The organism is Sorangium sp. So ce119, assembly GCF_051524405.1.
Taxonomy (GTDB): domain Bacteria; phylum Myxococcota_A; class Polyangia; order Polyangiales; family Polyangiaceae; genus Sorangium; species Sorangium cellulosum_G.
On sequence record NZ_CP150310.1, the window covers coordinates 2,412,612 to 2,431,906 of the forward strand.

General features: G+C 71.8%; 13 protein-coding genes. 4 read left to right on the forward strand and 9 right to left on the reverse strand.

Annotated features, from left to right (window positions below; translation table 11 throughout):
• Positions 1-71 precede the first annotated feature (71 nt).
• Both WME76_RS09375 and WME76_RS09380 read right to left on the reverse strand, forming a co-directional pair.
• Complete coding sequence (locus WME76_RS09375) at positions 72-1,040, reverse strand: hypothetical protein (RefSeq protein WP_437959816.1); 969 nt, start codon at positions 1,038-1,040, stop codon at positions 72-74.
• Positions 1,041-1,215: 175 nt separating this feature from the next.
• The gene (locus tag WME76_RS09380; protein WP_437959817.1) at positions 1,216-1,659 is read right to left on the reverse strand and encodes a PA2169 family four-helix-bundle protein; all 444 of its coding nucleotides are present in this window, start codon (positions 1,657-1,659) and stop codon (positions 1,216-1,218) included.
• Between the two features lie 320 nt (positions 1,660-1,979).
• Here WME76_RS09380 and WME76_RS09385 point away from each other — a divergent pair, with 320 nt between their 5' ends.
• Positions 1,980-2,246 (forward strand): hypothetical protein, encoded by a 267-nt coding sequence (locus WME76_RS09385; protein ID WP_433935803.1) that lies wholly within the window; start codon positions 1,980-1,982, stop codon positions 2,244-2,246.
• 197 nt (positions 2,247-2,443) lie between these two features.
• On the opposite strand, the gene WME76_RS09390 is transcribed toward WME76_RS09385, so the two are convergent.
• On the reverse strand, positions 2,444-4,348 hold the full coding sequence (locus WME76_RS09390) for a metallophosphoesterase (RefSeq protein WP_437959818.1): 1,905 nt from the start codon (positions 4,346-4,348) through the stop codon (positions 2,444-2,446).
• A 101-nt stretch (positions 4,349-4,449) separates the two neighbouring features.
• On the opposite strand from WME76_RS09390, the gene WME76_RS09395 reads away from it, so the two are divergent.
• On the forward strand, positions 4,450-4,860 hold the full coding sequence (locus tag WME76_RS09395) for a VOC family protein (RefSeq protein WP_437959819.1): 411 nt from the start codon (positions 4,450-4,452) through the stop codon (positions 4,858-4,860).
• 120 nt (positions 4,861-4,980) lie between these two features.
• Here WME76_RS09395 and mfd read toward each other — a convergent pair whose 3' ends face one another.
• From mfd to WME76_RS09420, 5 genes are all read right to left on the reverse strand, one after another.
• A complete protein-coding gene (gene mfd / locus WME76_RS09400; RefSeq protein ID WP_437959820.1) occupies positions 4,981-8,787 on the reverse strand; it encodes a transcription-repair coupling factor in 3,807 nt (1,268 codons plus the stop codon).
• A 475-nt stretch (positions 8,788-9,262) separates the two neighbouring features.
• Positions 9,263-10,186, reverse strand: coding sequence for a transposase (locus WME76_RS09405; protein WP_437959821.1), 924 nt, complete (start codon positions 10,184-10,186; stop codon positions 9,263-9,265).
• Between the two features lie 340 nt (positions 10,187-10,526).
• Positions 10,527-11,309 carry a hypothetical protein gene (locus tag WME76_RS09410; protein WP_437959822.1) on the reverse strand — a complete coding sequence of 261 codons (783 nt, stop codon included), beginning with the start codon at positions 11,307-11,309 and terminating at the stop codon, positions 10,527-10,529.
• An 89-nt stretch (positions 11,310-11,398) separates the two neighbouring features.
• Complete coding sequence (locus WME76_RS09415; protein ID WP_061607336.1) at positions 11,399-11,998, reverse strand: SMP-30/gluconolactonase/LRE family protein; 600 nt, start codon at positions 11,996-11,998, stop codon at positions 11,399-11,401.
• The gene (locus tag WME76_RS09420; RefSeq protein WP_437959823.1) at positions 11,995-12,477 is read right to left on the reverse strand and encodes a hypothetical protein; all 483 of its coding nucleotides are present in this window, start codon (positions 12,475-12,477) and stop codon (positions 11,995-11,997) included. Before WME76_RS09420 ends, WME76_RS09415 begins: the two co-directional genes overlap by 4 nt.
• A 71-nt stretch (positions 12,478-12,548) precedes the next feature.
• Here WME76_RS09420 and WME76_RS09425 point away from each other — a divergent pair, with 71 nt between their 5' ends.
• Both WME76_RS09425 and WME76_RS09430 read left to right on the forward strand, forming a co-directional pair.
• Positions 12,549-13,409 (forward strand): TetR-like C-terminal domain-containing protein, encoded by an 861-nt coding sequence (locus WME76_RS09425; RefSeq protein ID WP_437959824.1) that lies wholly within the window; start codon positions 12,549-12,551, stop codon positions 13,407-13,409.
• A gap of 335 nt (positions 13,410-13,744) precedes the next feature.
• Complete coding sequence (locus WME76_RS09430) at positions 13,745-17,797, forward strand: hypothetical protein (protein ID WP_437959825.1); 4,053 nt, start codon at positions 13,745-13,747, stop codon at positions 17,795-17,797.
• A 31-nt stretch (positions 17,798-17,828) separates the two neighbouring features.
• Here the strand turns inward: WME76_RS09430 and WME76_RS09435 are convergent, their stop codons facing one another.
• Entirely contained in the window at positions 17,829-19,097 is a 1,269-nt protein-coding gene (locus tag WME76_RS09435; protein WP_437959826.1) for a hypothetical protein, read from the reverse strand.
• Positions 19,098-19,295 lie beyond the last annotated feature (198 nt).

The window sequence follows — 19,295 nt, forward strand, 5'->3', positions numbered from 1 at the left end:
CGCGGCGGCTCTACCGCTGGCCTGTGCTGGCGGCACGCGCCTCCAGGCCTGCCGTCTCCCACCCCCGCTGCCTACCGCATTCCCTGCTTCTGATCCGGCGCCGGCACGCGGCAGAGCTGGGCGATGCCCTTTCCGCTCAGCTTCTCGCGCGTCAGCTCGAACTGCGGCACGTACATGCAGAAGCGCCCGCTCTTCTGGGTCGCGATGCTCGCGCGGCGCGAGATCATCTCCTCGAGCTCCGAGCGGGACACCGCGGTGTCCGTCTTCAGCGTGTCCGTGACCCGGAGCTCGGGCGTGTTCGGGCAGCTCATCGATGCGGAGACGGTCAGGTCGGGCTTCACCTTCTCCTGGTCGCCGGCCCGTGACCCGGCCTGGCCGCCGCCCTGAGCGCCGCCGGCCTGGGCCTGGCGCTCGCCTTGAGTGCCACCGCCCTGCGCCCTTCCGGCCTGCGCCTGGCTGCCACCCTGAGGGCCGCCCGCCTGAGCGCCGCCGGCCGGAGCCTGCACGCCGCCGGTGTCCTGGTCGCGCCCCTGCGCGCCGCCGGCGTGGGCGTGGGCGCCGCTGCCGGGCGCCTGCGCGGCGCCGCCCGTCTGGCCCTGCGCGCCCGTGCCGCCCCGTCCCTGGCTGCCGCCGCCGGGCTGGCTGCCCGAGGGCTGCTGCGATTTGCCCGCCGCTGTCTGCTCGATCCGGCCGTTCACGGAGGCCGTGTACGTGCACCCGTCCTCGACCTGAAACGAGATCTGCTCGTGAAGCTTCATGGGCTTCATGGCCTGCTTCTGCTGGCCTTGCCCCTGTTGCTGCGCGCGCTGGCCGCCGCTCGCGCCGGCCTGGTCGCCTTGCGGCTTCGCGCTTCCGCCCTGCTGCGCGCTGCCGCCCTGCTGCGCGCTGCCCTGCTGCGCGCCGCCCTGCGCCGCTCCCGGGGTGCCCGACTCACGCTGGTGCGGCTGGCCCGTGCTGCCCGTCTGAGCGGCCGCCAGCGCCGGCGCGGCCGCGAGCGCGCCCACGGTGAGCGCGACATGGATGTACCGATTCGATTTCATACTACCCCCACCATGCAACCTGCTCGAGTTCGTGTTCGCCACGGTCGCGGGCCGAGCGCCCGCCTACGCGGCCTGCTCCCAGAGTTCGTGTTCGCCACGGTCGCGGGCCGAGCGCCCGCCTACGCGGCCTGCTCCCAGAGCTCGTGTTCGCCACGGTCGCGGGCCGAGCGCCCGCCTACGCGGCCTGCTCCCAGACCTTCCTCGACAGCGCGTCCTTGATCCACGCGAGGTGCCGCTTCTCATCGTCGTAGTTGCGCTCGACGATCGCCCGCGCCTCGGTCGTGAGCCCCTCGTTCAGCGCCGCCTCGTACTGCCGGTTCGAGAGCTCCTCGTTGCCGCGCATCGCGAGGAGCGCGCTCTGGTCTCCCATGCTCGTGATCGCCGTGAACCCCTCGATGATCTTGCCCTTGAGGTCGCGGGTCTGCGCCGGCGCGCCGCCGAGCGACGCCACGTGCGCGCTCAGATCCACCACGTGGCGCGCGTGGTCGTCCCTGAACCTCGCGAGCATCCCCCTGATCGGAGCGCGCTCGCACGCCTCGATGGCCTGATCGTACGACGCGATCGCGTCGCGATCGAGCTGGATGAGGTCGTTGAGGACCTCGATGACGTCCCTCGCCATATCGACACTCCTTCCGGGGTCGCGCTGGGCACAGACCCCCCCGCCGACCACCTTGGGCCTTTGCGCACGGACGCAAGCCATGCGCGACGCATCACGCCGCGACCGCGGCCGCCCTCGCCGCGCTCGGCTCGACCGCCTCGCCGCGCTCGGCTCGACCGCCTCGCAGGGCCGAGGCCGGCGGCCGCGACGGGCGGACCGGCCGCCGAACGGACCGACAACCTCGACCTGGCACGGACCGTGAACAGTCGTCGGGAAACCCTGACGGCTTCCGTGCTCCGGCGCGACAAGCGCCGGCGCCACGGTGGAGATGGGATGTGCCCATGAAACGATCTCTTCGCTCCTCGATCCGCGCCGCCCTCGCGCTGCTCCTCGTCGCCGCCTCCACCGGGTGTGCCGAGGGGCTCGCGAATGCGCCCAGCATCAACCGCGATTGGACCCCGGAGGACCGCGAGCAGGACGCCATCGCCAACGGTCCGGGCTCGTGCCCGCGCGAAGGCCAGGATCCGCTGGCGCCCCCCGGGGAGCAGCGCGCCATCTGCCCGCGCCCGCCAGCGCCGACGATGCCCAACTTCGCTGCCTCGCCCTGACAGCGCGGCTCCCGGGAGCGCCGTGGACACGCGCGCAACAGAGCGCCCACGAGCGCCTCGCGAGCAGGCCAGTCGTGCCGCCCTCCGCGGTGGCTTCCGCACGTGCTCGGATGTGCCCAGCGGGAGGAAGGCAGAATGTCCCGGCATGAGGCGATCTGCCTCATGCAACAGGGGCGTTCGCCCGGTGATCCCGACCTCTACGGATCGGGCGCGCCGGCGTCCGCGGTCGCGCCTGCCGCCGGGGGGCGGCTCCGCGGCTCGTGCAGCACGCGCGGCTCCTGCGGCTCGCTCAGTCCCTGCGGCTCGCGCCGCTCCCTGAGTTCCTGCGGCTCGCGCGGCTCGCTCAGCTCCTGCGGCTCGCGCCGCTCCCTGAGTTCCTGCGGTTCGCGCGGCTCGCTGGCCGAGCGCTCGCACACGCCGGCGACCGCCGCGTCGGTCGTGGGCTGGCCGCGCCGGCGATGCTGCGGCGCGACCGGGATCGTGATCGGCTCCTCGATGAGCTCCGGCTCGAGCGCGCCGCACGCGGGGACGAACCACGGCTCGCCGGGCTTGCGATCCTCGGCCACCTTCCACGCGCGCGGCACCTTTCTCAGCCCGACGGGGTAGACGGTGAGACCCCCGGGGTGGACGTGGATGCGCAGGAAGTTCTTGTAGTCCTCGATCCGGAGCGCCGAGAAGGCCTCGTTGCCGTGCCGCCGCGCGGTGTTGAGCGAGATCAGGAGATAGACGCCCATGAGCGTCGACCCGACCACGGCGCCGGTCACGCCGACGAAGAGCGTCACGCCGAGGAGGCTCCACAGCGAAGCGTGGTGCCGGACGTCGACGCCGAGCAGCGCGCCGCCGAGGTAGGTGAGCCCCAGCGCGGCCCCGAGGTGCGCGACGGCGTGGAGCGAGCCGGCGAGGCGCCGATACCAGGCCCGGCTCGTGTCGGTGAAGAAGATGAACAGGAGCAGGACGACGAGCACCCACGCCACCGCGCCCGAACCAGGCTTCGGCAACGTCAGGGAAGAGAGCATGTAGACGAAGGCCGCCACGGGCCAGAAGCCGAGGTTGTACCGGGCGAACAGGAGGTTGCGCCAGGCGAGCCGGCGCGACTCCGACTCCGACGGGAACGACGCCTTCAGGGCGTAGCGACGCTGGTCCGCGCCCGCGCCGGAGCGGACCTCCGCGACCGACTCGCCGTGGGTCGGGTGCAGGAACGCGCCCCCGCCGCCCGCGGTGATGTTCTGCCGGCCGTCCGCGGACTCGTGGCGCCGGTAGTGGTGCAGATCGCCGGCGACGCGCGCGACGACCTCGACCCCGGGCCGCGCGTCGGCGAGCTGCTTCTCGAAGAACGCGAGGTTGCTCTGGAGATCGGGGTTGTAGATGGCGCCCTTCACCCAGTCCGGCTCGGCGGTGCAGATCACCACGCGATCGCCGTCGCGCATCTCCTGCCTCGTCAGCCGGCAGAAATACTCGATCTGCGGCTGGTCGATGTCGGCCTCGAGGTGGATGTCCACGCCGAGCAGCCAGAAGCCGTGGGGGAGCTTCAGCGCGAAGTAGCTCCGCGACTGGAGCGTCTTCCACGCGCCGAGCGTGCGCTTCTGGCCGAACAGGCGCATGAAGCTCGTCAGCCCGTCGTACCAGTCGTGGTTGCCGGGGATCGCGAACAGGTACGGCGCCTCGTTCACCTCGGCCTTCGGGAGCGCGGCCGCGTAGGGCTCGACGAGGCGCGTCCAGTACGCCTGCCGCGTGGCCGAGGGGTACACCTGGTCCCCGCCCATGATCAGCACCTCTCCGCGCCGCGTCTCCCGCCCGCCGAGCGAGAGCGCCGGCCGGGCGAGCACGCTCGCGATCGCGTACGTCGGGTTGAAGCCGTCGCCGGTGTCCGCCACGTAGTCGAGCCAGAGCTCGTCGCGCGCGGCGCCGCTGCGGGCGGCGAAGTCGAACGGCGGCTGGGGCCCGGCGATCGCCTCGAGGAGCCGGAAGTCGCCGCGCGCGCCCATCAGGCGGGAGACGGTCATGTCGAGCGCGGAGCGGGCGAGCTGGAACGGGCTGTACCAGCACGTCATGATGGTCCGCTGGAGCGCCTCGAGCCGCTCGCGAGCCGGGCGATCGGTCATTCATTCCCTCCCGTCACGAGAGGTTATCACCGTCCGGGCGTCGCGTCGCCTCGGCCCCGCGGACTTCCACCTTGCGAGGCGCCGTAGTAGGCACTCTGGCCATGCAATTTCACCTGGGTAGGTTGATCGACCATGTGCATCTCCGCGTCGCCGACCTGGAGCGGAGCAAGCGCTTCTACCGCGCGGTGCTGCAGGTGCTCGGGCGCGACCTGGTGCAGGACGGGCCGGGCTATTTCTCCGCGGACGAGCTGTTCGTCTCGCCGAGCGACGGCGGGCCGGTGTCGCGCGTGCACCTCGCCTTCCAGACGGCGGACCGGGAGCAGGTGCACCGCTTTCACGAGGCGGCGATCGCCGCGGGGGGCCGCGACAACGGCGCTCCCGGGGAGCGGCAGTACCACCCGGGGTATTACGGGGCCTTCGTGCTCGATCCCGACGGGAACAACATCGAGGCCGTCCACCACGGGCCGTCGCAGCGCTCCGCGGCATCGGTCGTGATCACGGCCGGGTCCTGAGGGGGCCTCGCTCGGGCGGGCGCGCCGCGCGCTTCACGCCAGGGCGCCTGCGCGAGCGCGCCGAGAACGGGGGATGCAGGGGACGGCGGCGCGGGCGGGGTGAGCGCCCCGGCGCGGCGCTCAGGCGCCGTCCTTGAGGCAGCCGGCGAGCTCGCTGAGGAGCTTGTCGGTCGCCTCCAGCCCGCTCGTGAAGACCTCGCCGTCCCTGGCGCGACGGGAGAGCCGCATGTCGGGCGAGAGCCGGTACGGCGAGCCCTTCGGCTGCACCAGCCGGAGCACCTTGGCGTGATCGAGCGGGGTGTCCTCGCGCAGGTGCAGCGTGACCCCCTTGGCGCTCGCCTCGCACGCGAGCGCCTTCAGCCGGCGCAGCTCGGTCTTGAGCCGCATGAGGTGCACGAACCGGCGCGCCTCGATCGGCGGCGGGCCGAAGCGGTCCTCCATCTCGACGGCGAGGTCCTGGACGTCCTCGGCCCCGCCGGCGCTGGCGAGCCGCTTGTAGAGGGAGAGGCGTACGCCGACGTCGGAAATGTACTCCTCTGGCAGAAGCGCGTCGGTGTCGAACGAGAGCTCGGGATCGACGTCGTGGACCACGGGCTCGCCGCGGAGCTCGTGGACGGCCTCGTCGAGCATCTGGCAGAAGAGCTCGAAGCCGACCTGGGCGACGGTGCCGCTCTGCTCGGCGCCGAGGAGGTCGCCGGAGCCGCGCAGCTCCAGGTCGAGCGAGGCGATCTGGAAGCCGGAGCCGAGCTCGGTGTGCCGCTCGAGGGCCTCGATGCGGGCGCGGGCCTCGTCGGTCATGGCGTTCGGGGGCGGGACGATGAGGTAGCAGTAGGCGCGCTCCTTGGAGCGGCCGACGCGCCCGCGGAGCTGGTAGAGCTGCGAGAGGCCGAACATGTCGGCGCGGTCGATGAGGATCGTGTTGGCGCGGGGGATGTCGAGGCCGCTCTCGATGATGGCGGTGGCGCAGAGGACGTCGTAGCGCCCCTCGACGAAGTCGAGCATGGCCTGCTCGAGGTTGTGCTCGCTCATCTGGCCGTGGGCGACGCAGATGCGGGCGGTCGGGACGAGCTCGGCGAGGCGGGCGGCGCGCTCGTAGAGGCCCTCGACGCGGTTGTAGACGTAGAAGACCTGGCCGCCGCGGCCGACCTCGCGGAGGACGGCCTCGCGGAGGACGGCCTCGTCGTGGCGGGTAACCACGGTGCGGATGGCGCGGCGGTCGACCGGGGGGGTGCTGATGATCGACATGTCGCGCAGGCCGGAGACCGCCATCTGGAGGGTGCGGGGGATGGGGGTGGCCGAGAGCGTGAGGACGTCGACGTTGGTCTTGAGGGCCTTGATGCGCTCCTTGTGGGTGACGCCGAAGCGCTGCTCCTCGTCGACGACGAGGAGGCCGAGGCGCTTGAAGTGGATGTCCTTGGAGAGCAGGCGGTGGGTGCCGATCACGACGTCGACGCTGCCGTCCCGGAGGCCGCGGGAGACCTCGTCCTGCTCCTGCTTGGTCTGGAAGCGGGACATGGCGCGGACCTCGATGGGGTAGGAGGCCATGCGGGTCTTGAAGCTGAGGTAGTGCTGCTGCGCGAGCACCGTGGTTGGGCAGAGGACGGCGACCTGCCGGCCGGCGTTGGCGGCGCGGAAGGCGGCGCGGATGGCAACCTCGGTCTTTCCGAACCCGACGTCGCCGCAGACGAGGCGGTCCATGGGGCGGCCGGACTCGAGGTCGGCCGCGACCTCGGCGATCGCCCGGGCCTGGTCGGGCGTCTCGTCGAAGGGGAAGGTGGCCTCGAAGGCGCGGTAGTCGTCGTCGGGCGGCTCGACGGGCTCGGCGGTGGCGGCGCGGCGCTCGGCGTAGAGGCGCAGGAGCTCGTCGGCCATCTTGCGGACGCTCTTCTCGACCCGCGCCTTCGTCTTGGCGAACGTCTGCCCGCCGAGCCGGTCGAGCTTGGGGGCGCCTTCACCGCCGCTGAATTTTTGAATCTGGTTAAGGCGGTAGACGGGGAGGTAGAGCTTGTCGCCGCCGGCGTACTCGACGGCGATGAGATCGACCGTGGTTGACCCGACCTGCTTGTGGACGAGGCCGAGGTAGCGGCCGATGCCGTGGTCGACGTGGACGACGTAGTCTCCGACGCCCAGGTTGCGGAGGTCCTCGAGGAACGCCTGCGAGGGCTTCGCGGAGGAAGCTGCGGCGCGGGCGGCGCGGCGGTGGGCGCGGGCGCCGAAGATCTCCTCCTCGGTGACGAGCGCGAGCCCCTCGGCCGGGGCGATGACGCCGCGCGCGAGCGAGCCGGTGACGACGAGCGCGGTGTCGCGCGGGGCGGCCGGGCTCGTGCCGTCGAGGAAGGCAGGGTCGAACGGGCCGAGGTGGGCCTTCACCCGCACGTCGCGGTGGCGGAGCAGGGTGACGAGGCGTTCAACCTGGGTCTGTGCGCGCGCCGCGATGAGCACGCGCAGGCCCGCTTCTTGCCAGGCGATGACGCGGCGCACCAACGGGTCAAGGGCACCGTGCTTGCCGCGCGAGGAGCGGGCGGCCTTGATGGCGCGCTCGAGGTCCGACTGGTCGCGCGTGGCCAGCGAGGGAGCGCCCTCCGGGGCGACCTCGAAGCGCTCCAGCGAGTCCTGGCTTTCCACGGCGCCCTCAACCCCGGTGCGATGCAGCGCAACCACGGTGCGGGCCCCGAGCCACGAGGCGACGCGCGCCTCCTCGTCATAGAAGGCGTCGAGCGGGAAGTGCGGCTCGCGGTCCTTGTGGTTCCGATCGGCGGCGGCGCGGCCGAGCTCGTCGCGCAGGGCGGCGGTGAGGGAGGCCGGGTCCTCGAGGAGGACGAGCGCGTCGTCCGGCAGGTACGCCGTGAAGGAGGCGAGGTCGACGTACGCCGGCAGGTAGCCCTCGGCCCCGAAGAAGGCGCGGCCGCTGGCGACGTCGTCGACCAGGGCGCGCGCCTTCGACGAGGGGAAGTCGATGGCGTCGCAGACGGCGCGGACGCGCTGGCGGGCGCGCTCCACGTTGTCCGAGGTGAGGATCGCCTCGCGCGCCGGTGGGAGCCAGACCTCCTTGACGTCGGCGACCGTGCGCTGGTCGTCGGGGTTGAAGGTCTTGATGGACGCGATGATGTCCCCGTAGAAGTCGATGCGCACCGGCAGCTCGGCGGACGGCGCCCAGACGTCGAGGAGGGCGCCGCGGACGGCGAACGACCCGGGATCCTCGACGAGGGGGCTACGGACGTAGCCGGAGGCGCCGAGGCGGGCGGAGAGCGCGTCGCGGTCCATCTCCTGCTCGGCGATGACGAGCTCGGCGTGCTCGGTGACCTCGTCCCTGGGCACGACCTTGCGGGCGAGCGCGCCGATGGGGCAGACGAGGACCGACCACGGCAGGTCCATGCCGAGGTGGAAGAGCGTGGCGAGGCGGGTCTGGGCGCCGCGGCGGTCCGGGTTGACGTCGGCGTAGGGGCTGGCCTCGTTCGGCACGTAGAGCAGCACGCGGCCGGAGGCGGTGGCGCCGGCGGCCTCGGCGTCGTCGGCGTCCCGATCGGCGAGCAGGAACGAGGCGTCGGCTGCGAGGGCGCGGGCGCTGTCGACGTCGGCGGTGACGGCGACGACGCGGCGGCCAACGGCGGCGGCGATGAGGCGCCGGACGACGAGGGCGCCGGCCGAGCCGGCGGCGCCCGTCACATGGAGCGCGCCAGGCGGCGCGGCGGCGAGCTCTGCGGCGACGTCACGGGGCGTGACGACGCGGCGGTCCGTGGGGAGGTCGAACGACGGGAGCGGCTCGTGGTCGGCCGGTGCGGACGCAGGCGCGCCGCTCGCGGCGGTGTCGTTCGAGGCGAGGTCGTCGAGGTTGCGGGCGAGCTCGCCCATGGTGGCGGTCAGCGGGGAGCTCGAGGCGGCGAGGAGGGGGCGCTCGGGGGGCATCGGCGCAGCGCGGTCTAGCATGGGGCGGGTAAGCCGTGACGCGTGAGCCGAACGTGCTGGGCGGGGGACGTGGCGCGGCCCCGACCCGACCCGACCGCGAACCGACCCGACCGTGGTTGCCAACCGACCGACCCGACCGTGGTTGCCAACCGACCCGACCGTGGTTGCAACCCGGCCCGGCCGCCGGCCGACCGGCCGCCGGCCGACCCGACCGTGGTTGCGACCGGCCCTCGACCGTGGTTGCGACCGGCCCGACCGTGGTTGCGACCGGCCCTCAAGCGGCCACTCGGCCCCCAGAGCTTGCCGTGGCTGCAACCCGGCCCGTGCCGAACTGACCGCGGTTGCGCCGAAGCGAAGAGCCGTCCGCAGGAGGTGCCCCTGCGCGAGCACGAGGACCGCCTTGGAGCCCGTGTGCGCGTGTACAGGGCCGCGGTGGAGGAGCCCGACCGTGGTTGCGTCGACCCCGATTTGAGGGCAACGGGCACTCGCGAGGTGCCTACGCTGCTGCGAGCTCCCCGTCGTTGACAGCAACTCCGTGGAACACACGCATCCACCATGTTCCCACAGGGAAAACTGCAGTGCGTACGCCTGCTCGCCAATGCTCCAGCGAACGGCGGTAGGCGGTGCGAAAGGCCCGCATCGCAGCAATAGCGGCATCTCGTGCATGCTTACGCCTCCGGCCCACCGCAAACGTCGGATTGAGCTCTCGAAGCGGCTCGAGGCTCATCGCGCGTTCGTAGGGTGAAACCTCGCACGCGCGAGCGGCGCCGAGGAAGTCAAGTCCCTTCCGTTGTGCGGCTGCGCGAGCCTGCTTCTCATGCTGCTCCAGCCTGTGTGTGATCTCGCGGAGAAACCGGTCGGCATCGGCAGCTTGTACAGACGGCGGAAGCGTGATCGGAAGTGCGGCCTCTTCGGGCCACTGTGGGTTCTTCGGGTTAAAATAAGCTTCGGGGCGTTTCGCGTGAAGTATGCCGCAGCCGATCTCGCCCACGAGCACCTTTGCTCCTGGCCATTCGTGTGCGTGCTGCACGAGACCAGCGGTTACTGGATTCGCGAGGGTATAAGCTATCTTGTCCACAAGCGCATCCCGTGTTGCCAGGCGTACCACGCTCGTCGCCCCATGGTCCCATACCGGGCCATCCCACGCGCGCAGGACCTTGGTTCCGAGCGCAATAAGGCGATGGAACTGCTGAAGGAAGCGTGGGATCTCGCCACGGGTGTCGGTAACAACGAGATGAAGGTGTGTGGACATCACGCAAAGCGCGTGTACGAGAATACCATGGCGGCGAGCTGTTATGGTCAGGGTGTAAATGACGAGCTGAGTGATGGCTGAATCGGGACGCAAGAGGAAGTATCTTCGTAGGACGCGGCGCGTGAGGAGATAGGTAGCGCCGGGGACGATTGCGCGGGGCTGGCTCATGGTCCGCCGGGAGATATCAAGCGCCGTGCCATACTCGAAAAGAGGCTGATTTGTGGGATGTTGACGTCCGCACAGCGTCCGCACGGGTGGCGGCCGCCACCCTTTCCGCCACTTCCGCCAGCCAAGACGGGTCGCGTAGGTCGGGTGCGTCGTCGGGCGCCGCGATTGCCCGTTCGCTGTAGATACGTAGTGTTGATCCCGCAACGTCGTCGGTCCCGCAACGTCGTCGATCCCGCAACGTGGGTCGAAGTGCCGCCATACCCAGCGGTTGGCGGTTCTCGAAACGTGGCTGCGTAGCTGCCGCTGCCTTGGTCGCGGCGCAACCTGGGTTGGCCTGCTGCTACAGGCGGACTCCGCCCCCGAGCAATGCCCCCCATACGGTCGCCCCGCGTTGTCCCGCGAGGCCGAACGGCGCGTCGAGGTTGACGGCAACCTGGGACCGAACGAACATCGCGTCGAATTCCGCATTCACAAAGAAAATCGCCGCCCATTGCGAGAAATCTCGCCCAGCGACCGTCTCTGATTGCGCGAACATCTGCACCCGCAGCCCGGGCGTCAGCGGACCCACCCTGACGGCCGCATGTGCGGCGGCCACGACCGCCAGCCGCGACGGATTGGAATTCACGGAAACGAGCATCGCGGGATCCAACTCGGCGCCGACGAACACGGACCCCGACAGCTCCGTCCTGCTGCGAAGCAACAGCGCGATCGGGATCACGTTCGGCGCCCACATCCAGTAGTCCGCGAAGCCGCGCGCGGCCGCCGCGACCGCGTAGTTGTACTCAGCCTCCGTATTTCCCGGGATTGTGCCGGGAAACGTCGTCACCGGCGGAGCAACCCCGAGCCCGGCGTGAATCGAGCGCTTTCCCTCCTCGAGCAGCGTCGCCTGCGCCGTTACAAATGGATTCCCGAAGCGAAACGACGAGCGCCGCGCCTCGCCTTCCACCTGGAACGTAGTCCAGGCCGAGGTCACGTCCGTGGTTGCGGTCAGCCAACGGTTCAGGCGAACGCCCGCCGCTACCTGCGGCGCGACATGGACCGTCGCCAGCTCGCTGCTCTGCGGCGAAGCTGCAAAAATACTGTACAACGCAACATAGCCCCGGTCGACAGGTCGCATCGGCATGTCGCCCGTCCCCTGGGCCCAGCTCGGGGCCGGCGCGAGGGCTCCACCCACGGCAACCACGGTGACCGCGAGCGCGCGCCCTCTCCGGCTCACCTCGTCCTCCGGAACTTCTGCACGCCGCGGCCCCTCAAGCTCGTGACATAGACGCTGCCGTCCTGCCCCACCGCAATACCGTGCCCCCAGTCGATCTCCCCGGGGCCGTCTCCCGACGTGCCCCACCGGTCCACGATCTCTCCACCCAGGTTGAGCCGCAGCACATGCCCTCGAGGCCGCTCCGGATCCTGGTCGCCCCCGTCAACCACGTAGATATGCCGGTCAGGCCCGAAGGCGATCGCCCAAGGCCGCCCCAGCGCGGCGCTCTTCCATTGCGCAAGGTAACGGCCGTCCGCGCTGAAGATCTGAACGCGCGCGTTCTCCCGGTCCGCGACGTAGACCCTCCCCTCGTCGTCCGTGACGATGCCGTGGGGCGTATCGAACTGTCCGCGACCGAACCCCTTTTCGCCCCACTCCGACAGGAACTCGCCGCTCTCGGAGAAGCGGGCGATGCGCGCGTGGTTGTAGCCGTCCGCCACGTAGACATCGCCGTTCAGGCCGAAGGCCACGTTCGTGGGCCGGTCGAGCTGCTCCGGGCTCGTCGCGCACCCGAGCCCCACGAGCGGCACGAGGATCCACGCGCCCGCGCGCATCATGGCGCCTCGCCGAGGCTCATGACCAGCTCTCCCTGCGCCGTCAGCTTGAAGACACGGTTCTGCTCGGAGTCCGTCACCCACACGAAGTCGTTCCGATCGACCTCGATCCCGTGCGGATACATGAACAGCCCTTCCCCCCACGCGTCGAGCAGCTCCCCCGACTCGGGATCGAAGACCACGATGGTCGGCTCCGGGATCAGCGCGTCGTTCCCTGACGCGCGCCCGGCCGCATGACTGACCAGCACCCGCCCGCGCGCGTCCACCGCGACGTCGAGCGTCGGGCCGAACACCATGCTCTCCGGGACGCGCGGCCAGCCGTCCACCACCTCGTAAGGGCCCACGGGGGCGTCGTCCGCCGCAGGCCGCCGCGACGTGCACGCTCCCGCGAGCGCGACCGCCGCGAGCGCCAAGCACACCAGCCGGCGGCTTCCTGCGCGGTGGGCCGCGGGCCCCATCGAATCATCGCGAAGCAAGCTCATACCAGGCGAAGATAACAGTGTTATCCTGCGGGGATCAACAGGGGAGCGCTGGACGTGGCAGGATTGTGGGCATGGGTGTGAGGGACGCCGATGAGCCGGTCGAGCGCGTGTTCCAGGCGCTCTGGGAGGGCCGGCTGACGCGGGACGACCTGACCGCGCGCAAGATCGCGTCGTTTCTGGGCCAGACGACGATGGTGCTGTACCACCACTTCGGCTCGCTCGACGGATTCCTCATCCGCGTCGATGGCGCCGGATGGCGGCGGCTCGCGGAGCTCCTGGAAGCGCGGGCGCGCGCTGGCGCCGATGCGCGGGCGCTTGCTGTCGGCTACGTCGAGTTTGCGCTGCGCCATCCGGACCTGTACTGGCTCATGGCCGAGCGCCGCTTCGACCGGGCCGGCCTGCGGGAGCAGGGGCGCCTGCGGCTCGCGCGCCCTCTGTGGAGCAGCTTCGTGGAGCTGCTGCGCCATTACGGCAGCACGCGGCCGGCGGAGGATACGCACGTCCTCTTCGCGGGCCTCCACGGTATCGCGATGCTCACCCTGAGCGGACGCGCCAACCTGGGCGAGGACCCCAACCTGGGCGAGGACCCCAACCTGGGCGAGGATCCCAACCTGGGCGAGGACCCCAACCTGGGCGAGGATCCCGCGGGTGAGGCCCTCGTCGAGGACCGCGAGGACCGCAACCTGGGTGAAGTCCCCGCCGACGCCAACCTGGGTGAGGCCCCCGCGGGGGAGATCCCCGCCGCCGGCGCCAACCCGGGTGAGGCCCTCGCCGCCGCCGGCGCCAACCCGGGTGAGGCCCTCGCCGCCGGCGCCAACCCGGGTGAGGCCCTCGCCGCCGAGGCAGCTGCCTTCGCCGCCGCGCGCCGCCTCGCCGATCTCGTGCTCCCCGCCCGTCGCCGTGAGCCGCCTCTTCGACGGCGCCGCACCTGAGTCGGCGCCGCCTCCGGCCCATCCGCGCCCGACGAACACGGCGCCCGGTCCGCTGCCCGGAAGATCGGGAAACCCTGTCGAGGCGGAGCCTCCACGCCGGGCGCATCTCCCGCCGAAGCGCGCCGCGCGCCGAAGTCGCCCGCAAAACGACCGCAGCGCATCGCGGCTAGCCGCTGGACGGGCCTCATGGATGTGGGGGAAATCGGCACGTCCTGCGAGCTCGCGGCATCTATCTCTGTTCGGAGGTGCTTATGCGCGCGCGACGCAGGGTCGCTTGGTTGCTCAGCGGGGGGCTGCTCACCGCCGGCGCGGGGTGTGCCAGCGACGAACCGGAGGTGCTTGGCGCCGCTCGCCTCGCGGTCGCCGCGGGCGCGGACCGCGCCGTGCACGCGCCCGACGCGCTCGGACCCCAGCACGACGCGGCCATCGCCGCCAACGCCGACGCCAGCATCCTCGTCGCCGCGTACACCGATCCGCGCGGCGCGCTCGCCAGCCCGATCAGCCTGTCCGGCGTCGCGCGCTCCGCCGACGGAGGACGGACCTTCTCCGAGGTGCTCGGCCCGAACGGCGAGGCAGCGCTGCCCTCGGCCACCGGCGGCCAGGTGCTCGGCGCGCCCCGCGTCGTCCACGATCCGCGCCGCGACGTGTTCGTCAGCTCGTCCACCTACGTTCGCCCGGCCGACGGCCTGCAGGGCCTCTGCCTCCACGCCTCCAGCGCCGGCAGCGCCGCCGGGACCTCCTGGTCCGCGCCCGTCGAGGTGACGCCCGCGTTCGTCGCGGGGGAGATCGCGGAGCAGGCCTCCATCGACGTCAACGCGGCGACCGGGCGGCTCTCCGCAACCTGGGTCCAGCGCGGCGCGCGCGGCGCGGGCGCTCCCCGGATCCTCTACAGCCACTCCGACGACCTCGGCCAGACCTGGTCGGCCGCCGTGGCGCTCGCGCAGGCGCCGGCCGGCGGCGATCTCGACGGCCCGAGCGCGCGCGTCCTCCCGGGGACGACCGACGGCGACGCGATCGTCTACGCCGTCTGGCGCGCCATCGAGCCCGGCACCTCCCTCCGCAACATCGGCTGCCGCCGCTCCACCGACGGCGGCGTCACCTGGGGACCGACCGTCCTCCTCGACGACACCGGCTACCCCCCCGAAGACCTGATCCCCGGCGTCGACCACGCCAGGAGCTCCCCGTCGATCGACGTCGACCCCGCCACGCAGCAGGTCTACGTCGTCTACCAGCGGTCCGGCGACCAGGGCACGGGGGACATCGCCCTGCGCACCTTCACGGGCCAGTGCGCCTCCGGCCCCCCCGTCCTCCTCAACAGCGATCCAGGGCGCGATCGGGCCCAGGTCTTCCCCTTCGTCGCCGTCGATCGGTCGACCGGCACCGCGCACGTCGTCTTCTACGACCAGGGTGTCGCGACCTCCGGCGACCTGACCGAGGTTGTGCACACGGCGTCGGTCGATCAAGGCGCCGCCTGGAGCCCGCCCGCGCCGATCTCGGACCGCCCCTTCCACGCGGGCCACGGCAACGACGCCAGCCGGCCGAACCTGGGAGAGCGCATCGGAGGCGTCGCGCTCGCCGGCGAGCTCTACAGCGTGTTCAGCAGGGCGGGCGACGCACCCAGGTTCGATGAGGGGCAGCCGGCGTCGGCCTCCCTGATTGCGCCGAACGTCTATCTCGACACCCTCGACGAGTTCGCGCGCGTCCCCCCGCTGCGCGCCGCGGGCACCCGGATCGCGGACCCGGGTTGCGGCGCCCTCGCGAACGAGCGCATCGACCCGGGGGAGCTCGTCGAGGTCGGCGTCTACCTGGAGAACTACCTCGCCAACCCGGTCTCCGGCAGGACGACCGTCTCCGGGGTCACGGCCACCCTCGCCACCGAGACGCCCTCCGTGACCGTCGTGCGGCCGAGCGCCACCTACCCCGAGATCGAGCCGCTCCGCGTCGCCGCGAGCGACGCGCCCTTCCTCCTCCGCACGGACCGGGACTTCACCCCCGGAGCCCCGATCGACCTGACGCTCACGGTGAGCTCCGATCAGGGCACGATCGCGCTGTCCATCCAGCTCGAGACCGGCGGCCCGGGGACCCCGGACGTCCTCCTCCGCCAGGATTTCGACGCCGCGAGCGCGCCCGCGCTGCCCTCCGGCTGGCGGTCGGAGCGCGCCGGCGGGCCGGCCTCCACCTCAACCTGGGTCGTTGCGCAGACCCTGACGCCCGGCAACAACGCGGCCTTCCACGACGAAGAGCCAACCACGGCGCACGTCGCCCTCGTGTCGCCCGCCGTGACGATCCCGGAGAGCTCCGGAAATTCCAGTGTCACGCTCGATTTCGACCTCACCTACGAGCTGGAGGACGATCCGCAGAAGCTCGTCCAGGCGTTCGACGGACTGACGTTGCGCGTCGAGGACCTCACGGCCGGCGCCGCGCCGCGGGCGGTCCTCGCGGAGGCGTTCGCCGAGCAGATCGTGACGGGCGCGCGCCACCACTTTCCCAAGCACCTCCCGGCCCTGGACGACCCCGACTACCTCTCGGATCAGTCGGTCTGGTCCGGCAGCTCCGGCGGGAGCAAGCGGGTGTCGATCCGCTTCCCCGGCGAGGGGATGCGCGGGCGGACCGTCCAGCTCCGCTTCGACTACACGCAGGACGACAGCCAGATCTGCACGGACGTGGGGCGCACCGGCCCGTGCGGCGTCGCGATCGACAACGTCGTGCTCGCGGCGGTGCCGGTCGCTTCCGGGGCCTGTGGGGCGGATCTGGCGATTACGCTGACGGACGCGCCGGATCCGGTGTCGCCCGGCGCGCAGCTCACCACGACGATCACCGTCGCCAACGAGGGGCCCGGCGACGCGACCGACGTTGAGGTCACGTCCGTCCTGCCGGCAGGGGCGAGCTTCGTCAGCGCCTCCGGGGCCGACTGGACGTGCAACCTGGGTGACGACGGGCTCGTGTGCCGGCGCGCGTCGCTCGCCGCCGGGGCGAGCGCGTCGATCGCGGTCACCGTGGTTGCGCCCGCGCTCGCGCCGCCCGCGGTCGCCGCCGAGGTCGAGACCACGGCGGAGGTCACCGCGCGCGAGCACGATTCCGACCCGGCGGACAACGAGGACAAGGAGGAGACCGTCGTCTCGATACCGGCCCGTCTGACCGGGTTCATGACCGTCCTCACCGACCGCGAGGCCAGGGACAACGCGGTGTATTCCGTGCTCATCCACAACGGCGGGGGGCGGCAGCAACCCGACAACCCGGGGTTCGAGTTCGTCGACGTGCTCCCGCCGGAGCTCGCGCTGAACGGCGCGTTCGTGGAGAAGGGCGCGGTCTCGTCCGACCCCTCCACCAACACCGTCGGATGGAACGGGACGGTCGAGCCCGGGGAGTGGGTGGTCATCACGATCGACGCGCGGATCAGGCCGCTCACCGAGGGGCTCGTCGTGGTGAACCAAGGCGCCCTCTCCTTTGACGCTGACTCGGATGGCATCAACGAGTCGACCGTGTCCACGGACGAGCCCCTGTTCGCCGGCTCCGCCGATCCGACGGTGTTCACCGTGGTGCCCGCCATTTGCGGAGACGGCGTGCTCGGACGGGGCGAGGCGTGCGACGACGGGAACGCGATGAACGGCGATTGCTGCTCGGCGCTGTGCGCCCCGGAGCCGCCGACGGTGCTCTGCCGCCCCTCCGGCTCGCTCTGCGATCCGGGGGAGTACTGCGATGGCGCGGGGCGCTGCGCGGACAACGTGCTCCTGCCGGACGGCGCGTTCTGCGGTGACTTCGACATCTGTAACGGCATCGAGCGTTGCTTCGAGGGCTCTTGTGTGAGCGACGTCCCTCTCGACTGCGATGATGGGGATCCGACGACCACGGACGAATGTCATTATTTCTTCGGCTGCCGCAACACGCCGACCTCCACACCCGTTGACGGCGCAGGGGGCAGCGCGGGCAGCGGCCACGGAGGAGGGCCCGCGGAAGATCCGGTCGGCGGCGGCGGCGCAGGGGATGGCGCCGCGGGAGGGATGGCGGAAGGCGGCGGCGGCGCCGGGGGCGGCCGCGACACGAGCGGCGGCAATGCGGGAGGCTCGGCCCCGGGCGCGGGAGGCTCGGGCGCGGGAGGCTCGGCCCCGGGCGCGGGAGGCTCGGCCCCGGGCGCCGGCGGGGAGTGCGGCGCCGACGGCAGCGGCGGCGCCGGCGGAGGCGGAGATGCGGCGGGCGGGGAAGGGGAGGCGGGCCACGCCGAGGGCGGCGCGCCCTCCGAGCCGTGCTGCTGCCTCAGCTTCCGCTGCAGCTACGCCGCGATGGGCGGCCCGACCGGCCACGCGCCGGGCGCGGCCCGCAACCCCGCGCTGCTCGGCCTCCTCCTCGCGCTCGGCATCGCGCGTCGCGCCCGCCGCCGCCAGCGCTGACGGCCGCGTCCGCGCGCGCCGTCCCCCGAGATCACTTGTAGAGGAAAACCCCCTTCAGGTCCTCGGTCTGCGAGATGGGTGTGCCGTCCTTCTTCGATGTGGCCCGGAACTGATAGATCATCCCCGAGACCAGCTCCGGACCGCCATACTCGACGGTGACGTTCTCGCTCCCGGACACCCTGGGCACCTCCAGGTCCTCCCAGATCTTCTCCCCGAGCGCGTCGAACAGGCTCACCTCATACATGTCCTCGCTGGAGTCGTCCTCGAAGACGAACGTCGGCGTCCCGCTCACCTCGTCCATCCTGCTCGCGCCGGGCGAGACGACGGCGAGCGCGCCCGTCACCTTGAACGACTCCTGGACAGGCTGATCGCCGCCCGCGACCGTGATGCGCACGATCTCGGTGCCGCCGATCGACGTGTCCGGATCCCGCACGAGCGCGTCGTTCTCGAACGCGGCGAGGATCACGTACTCGCCGTCGGGCACCCCGGCGATCGAGAACTCCCCGGTGACGTTGCCTTGCCGGAGCCCCCTCGGGGTCTCGCCGCGCGCGGTCGCCTCATCGAACGTATCGGCCACGACGAGGATGACCGAGGTCGCGTCCCCGTCCGGCGCATTCACGATCTCGACCTTGCCGCTCACGACCGCCGTGGCCTCCCCGGTGGCGTGCAGGTCCACGCCCGTCGTCTCCTTGCCCGCGCTGACGGTCGCGCTCGCCGTGTCGAGCGCGAGCCCGGCGCCATAGCCCCTCACCGTGACCTCGCCCGCGGCCACGTTGAAGATCGTGTAGCTGCCGTCGAGATCGGCCGCGCCCGTGGCGCCGCCCGCGACGAGCAGCGTCCCGCCCGGCTCGTCGGCGTGGACGACGCCGGAGACCGAGCCGAGCCCATCGCTCTCCGCGAGCGGCAACAGCGCGATCTCGGTGGCCGCCGACGCGACGGAGAGCGGCGTACCCGCCGCGGTCGAGAGATCGATCGGCAGCGCGACCCGCGGCGCCTTCGGGAAGGTCTCGTACGCGAGCGCGTCGGCGCGCAGCGTGACATCGGTCTTGACCGGTGCGCCGTTCGCGTCGCGCCGGGCCGGCACGGCGAGCTCGTAGGTCCCGTCTTCCTTCGTGACCGCCACCCGGGAGATCACGGCGTCGTTCGCGTCGCGCGCCAGCACCCGCGCGCCCGCGATCGCCTTGTCGTCGAGCGAGTTGTAGACCCGACCCTTCAGCGTCACCGGCGCGAAGCACGCGGGCTCGGCCCCCTCCACCTCCTCGCACACCTGAGGCGCGGCGCACCCTGTCTGTTCGGACACCGAGCAGCTCTTCGGCTGACCCTCGTCGTCTCCGCCACACCCCACCCCGATCAAGGCGCAAAGCACCCCAGCAGCCATCGAGCGCATCACCATGGACTGGTCTCCTTTCAAACTCTCTCTCGCCGCAGGTCAGCTCGTCGGCTCGCGGGCCATCGGCGCCGCGGCCCCGGGCTCATCCCCGACTCGCTCGGAGGCAAT

Excerpts from the sequence above, each read along its gene's own strand:
- WME76_RS09405 (WP_437959821.1), bottom strand. The coding sequence starts at position 10,186 with ATGAGCCAGCCCCGCGCAATCGTCCCCGGCGCTACCTATCTCCTCACG.
- WME76_RS09380 (WP_437959817.1), bottom strand. The coding sequence starts at position 1,659 with ATGGCGAGGGACGTCATCGAGGTCCTCAACGACCTCATCCAGCTCGAT.
- mfd (WP_437959820.1), bottom strand. The coding sequence starts at position 8,787 with ATGCTAGACCGCGCTGCGCCGATGCCCCCCGAGCGCCCCCTCCTCGCC.
- WME76_RS09395 (WP_437959819.1), top strand. The coding sequence starts at position 4,450 with ATGCAATTTCACCTGGGTAGGTTGATCGACCATGTGCATCTCCGCGTC.
- WME76_RS09425 (WP_437959824.1), top strand. The coding sequence starts at position 12,549 with ATGGGTGTGAGGGACGCCGATGAGCCGGTCGAGCGCGTGTTCCAGGCG.
- WME76_RS09390 (WP_437959818.1), bottom strand. The coding sequence starts at position 4,348 with ATGACCGATCGCCCGGCTCGCGAGCGGCTCGAGGCGCTCCAGCGGACC.
- WME76_RS09375 (WP_437959816.1), bottom strand. The coding sequence starts at position 1,040 with ATGAAATCGAATCGGTACATCCATGTCGCGCTCACCGTGGGCGCGCTC.
- WME76_RS09385 (WP_433935803.1), top strand. The coding sequence starts at position 1,980 with ATGAAACGATCTCTTCGCTCCTCGATCCGCGCCGCCCTCGCGCTGCTC.
- WME76_RS09420 (WP_437959823.1), bottom strand. The coding sequence starts at position 12,477 with ATGAGCTTGCTTCGCGATGATTCGATGGGGCCCGCGGCCCACCGCGCA.
- WME76_RS09415 (WP_061607336.1), bottom strand. The coding sequence starts at position 11,998 with ATGATGCGCGCGGGCGCGTGGATCCTCGTGCCGCTCGTGGGGCTCGGG.
- WME76_RS09410 (WP_437959822.1), bottom strand. The coding sequence starts at position 11,309 with ATGCCGATGCGACCTGTCGACCGGGGCTATGTTGCGTTGTACAGTATT.